General features: G+C 47.3%; 4 protein-coding genes. 2 read left to right on the top strand and 2 right to left on the bottom strand.

Annotated features, from left to right (window positions below; genetic code table 11):
* Positions 1-64: 64 nt before the first annotated feature.
* Complete coding sequence (locus Q7S09_00020) at positions 65-544, bottom strand: DUF2975 domain-containing protein (GenBank protein ID MDO8557566.1); 480 nt, start codon at positions 542-544, stop codon at positions 65-67.
* A gap of 417 nt (positions 545-961) precedes the next feature.
* On the opposite strand from Q7S09_00020, the gene Q7S09_00015 reads away from it, so the two are divergent.
* Both Q7S09_00015 and Q7S09_00010 read left to right on the top strand, forming a co-directional pair.
* Positions 962-1,135 (top strand): hypothetical protein, encoded by a 174-nt coding sequence (locus tag Q7S09_00015; GenBank protein ID MDO8557565.1) that lies wholly within the window; start codon positions 962-964, stop codon positions 1,133-1,135.
* Positions 1,132-1,419 (top strand): hypothetical protein, encoded by a 288-nt coding sequence (locus tag Q7S09_00010; protein ID MDO8557564.1) that lies wholly within the window; start codon positions 1,132-1,134, stop codon positions 1,417-1,419. The genes Q7S09_00015 and Q7S09_00010 overlap by 4 nt, the downstream gene beginning before the upstream one ends.
* A gap of 110 nt (positions 1,420-1,529) precedes the next feature.
* Here the strand turns inward: Q7S09_00010 and Q7S09_00005 are convergent.
* Positions 1,530-2,713 (bottom strand): hypothetical protein (locus Q7S09_00005; protein ID MDO8557563.1); only part of this gene is annotated, 1,184 nt, incomplete at its 5' end.

Raw genomic sequence — 2,713 nt, 5'->3', positions numbered from 1 at the left:
GACGCTCATTTTCCGCTTCGCCAACATTACATCGATGTTAATGATGATTGCCATGTTGGTTTAGTTATACTGTTAAGTCGTTCTCAGACTTTATATCAACAGCGCTTTGCAAAGTTCTTTCAAACACGGCCGCCGCAGTGGCGATGACGATAGAAACAAAAGTAGTCACAATACACATGGCAAGAAAACCCGCCGGGTCGTCACCTTCAGCATGAAATATCCTTATGTATAGTCCTGCCATCACAATTAAGATGCTCAGTACGATTGCACAATATTTTATAGTCCTTAAAGCCTTCACAGAGTTTAGTGAGAATACTTTGTTTTGCCCGATGTATCCGAGTAATTTGAACGCCTGATACAGGGCAACAAAAAATGCAATAGATACTACGTACCCATATATGATGAACGGATCAGCGTAAATACTAAACAGGTCTAAGTTTGCGGCTCTCCCCTCGGTCAAGGGAAACCTGATCATAATGGCCAGCGCCACGATGTCAATGAGCACAATGACCACCTGAAGAAATATCGTTGAGCTTTTTTTCATAGGTGATTTTTGGTTAGTAATAAATACAGCTTAATTTATTGCTTATCGTTTGTCAATATATATTTATCGTTATCTGTGGATATCTATGGATAACAGGAAATTCTAATAAATCTTCTGGGCGAAAGCCGGTTCAAACTTCCGGACATCGTCACCGCCAGCGTATAGACTGGAAATATATCTGTGATAAAATTTTTATATGAGTAAGCGCAAAACACTATACTTCACTCTTGTGATATTGGTCGGGGTATTCCTGTTTGTATATGGTGGAATTGACGATAGCCCTGGAGGTCAGCTGATAGGACTGCTGGCAGTTATCGTGGGTATTGTGGGTATGGTAAAGAGTAAGAAGAATATTTCCGAATAAAATGTTTCTGTTTTATTGACAATAATAAAATTATGAAATAACGGGGTTAATTTATGAAAAAATTCCTGCAGTATTTTGTTCTTGAATTTATTATTATTTTTGTCATCGGGTCGATGGGATATTGGGTTTTAAGCGTACCGTATAATATGTCGCACATTCTTTTCTCATCCGTTGTTTCGGGAGCAATTATCGCATTCGCTTTGTGGGCGCAGAAAAAGAATAGATGAATGCAATTATTAAAAAACCCAGCGCTTGGATCCCCATAGCAGCCCCGCTCATCTTTTTTGCGTATCTGGTCATCTATATCACTGTCTTCGGCATTGTCCGGGAGGAGGATGAAGTAACGGGCGCGCATTTTTTTCAATTATGGCTGGTGCTTGAGCCGCTCGCGATCGGATTTTTTGCCGTCAAATGGTTGCCACGCGCGCCAAAACAGGCATCGCTTATTCTGGCGCTCCAAATTATTGTCGCGCTCCTGCCGATATCTGTTGTTTTCTCCCTCAAGTTATAGTTTGTATACACCATTCAAGAAAAAAGTGTATAAAAAAACTTGAAATAAGCCCGCTTCACAATCAAAAAACCATCCCGCTTAGGCGGGATGGTTTTTTGGTAACGCGCCGATTACAAGTTCAGTTTTAGCCGGATCTCTGCGGAGTTCGATTCATTATGCCCATCGTTTTCTTCCCGTTCAGTTTTCGTTTCCAGCTTGAGTTCTGATTTCAGCGTGGTCGTGGCGCGGATATCTCCACGAATTTTTATTGTGTCCCGGTCATCATCATCCTCTCTCCGCTCCGTACTCATGGCGTTCCGTTCGCGCTCGCCGCGTTTTGTGCTTGATGCGTTGTCGTGCTCATCATCGTCATCGCCTTTTTCAATCTTAAGTTCAAAGCGAAGATGAAGGGAAATGCGGGCTTCTTGGGCAGTGCGGAGCGCGTGCTGGGCGAGATTGAACGCGTTCGCGTAGTGCCCGGCCGTTACTTCCGCTTTTGCCTGTGCGACCAGATTTTCCGCAACTTGGATTTTTGCATTCGCTTCAGCAATAGTCGAGGTCGTTACGGTCGATGTGGCGGTCGAGGCGCTGTTTGTCGAGGTCGCGTGCGCGGCCAAGAACGATTTGACGGAAGCGATCACGTTCTCCGCGGCTTTGATTTTCCCCTCGGCAGCCGGTTTCACGTTTGGCGTGCTTGTTGCTTCTATTTCATGTTCGATCTCGGCGCGGATTTTTATGGTGCCGTTGAGCTTCATCGTGATGACCCGGACGGTGCCGCTCGCGTCGGTAAAGAGCTGAAGCACTCCCTCATGCGCGCGGAGCGAGGATTCGAGATCGGAGACGACGCTCGCGGCGGCGGTCAAGTTTCCTTTCTCCCGCAGTTTCTCCGCGCGATCCTCGGCTTTTTCCGCGTGCTTCGTGAAAGCCTCTCGCACCTGCTCTTCGTTCTTGCCTTTGAGTTCGCCTTTCGCAGAGAGCTGCGCGGCTTCATCCAGGCGTTCGGAGGCGAGATGGACTTCCCACGCGGCCTTTGCGTTTTCCGAGAGCTGAAACGCCCCCGCGACTCCCTCGTTCACGTAAATTTTTATCGGGTACAATGCGTTTCCCGGAAGCGCTCCTTGGGCCGCGAACGAGGTGCCCCCGCCCAAGAGCGCTACGATGATCGTAATGACTGCTATCGGCATGTTTTTGAATATGGTGAATATGGACCTTTGCTCTGTTCGGCGCAGGCCGCCCGCTCCTCTTAACGCCTCGCGGCCGCGTATTTCGCTCATCAAGGCGTACAAAATCTCCCGTTTGCGGGATTCGGGGAGGA

It is taken from the genome of bacterium (assembly GCA_030649025.1).
Taxonomy (GTDB): domain Bacteria; phylum Patescibacteriota; class Minisyncoccia; order JAUYLV01; family JAUYLV01; genus JAUSGO01.
Note: the sequence above shows the minus strand (reverse complement) of the source record. Positions and strands in the feature narration are given on the sequence as shown.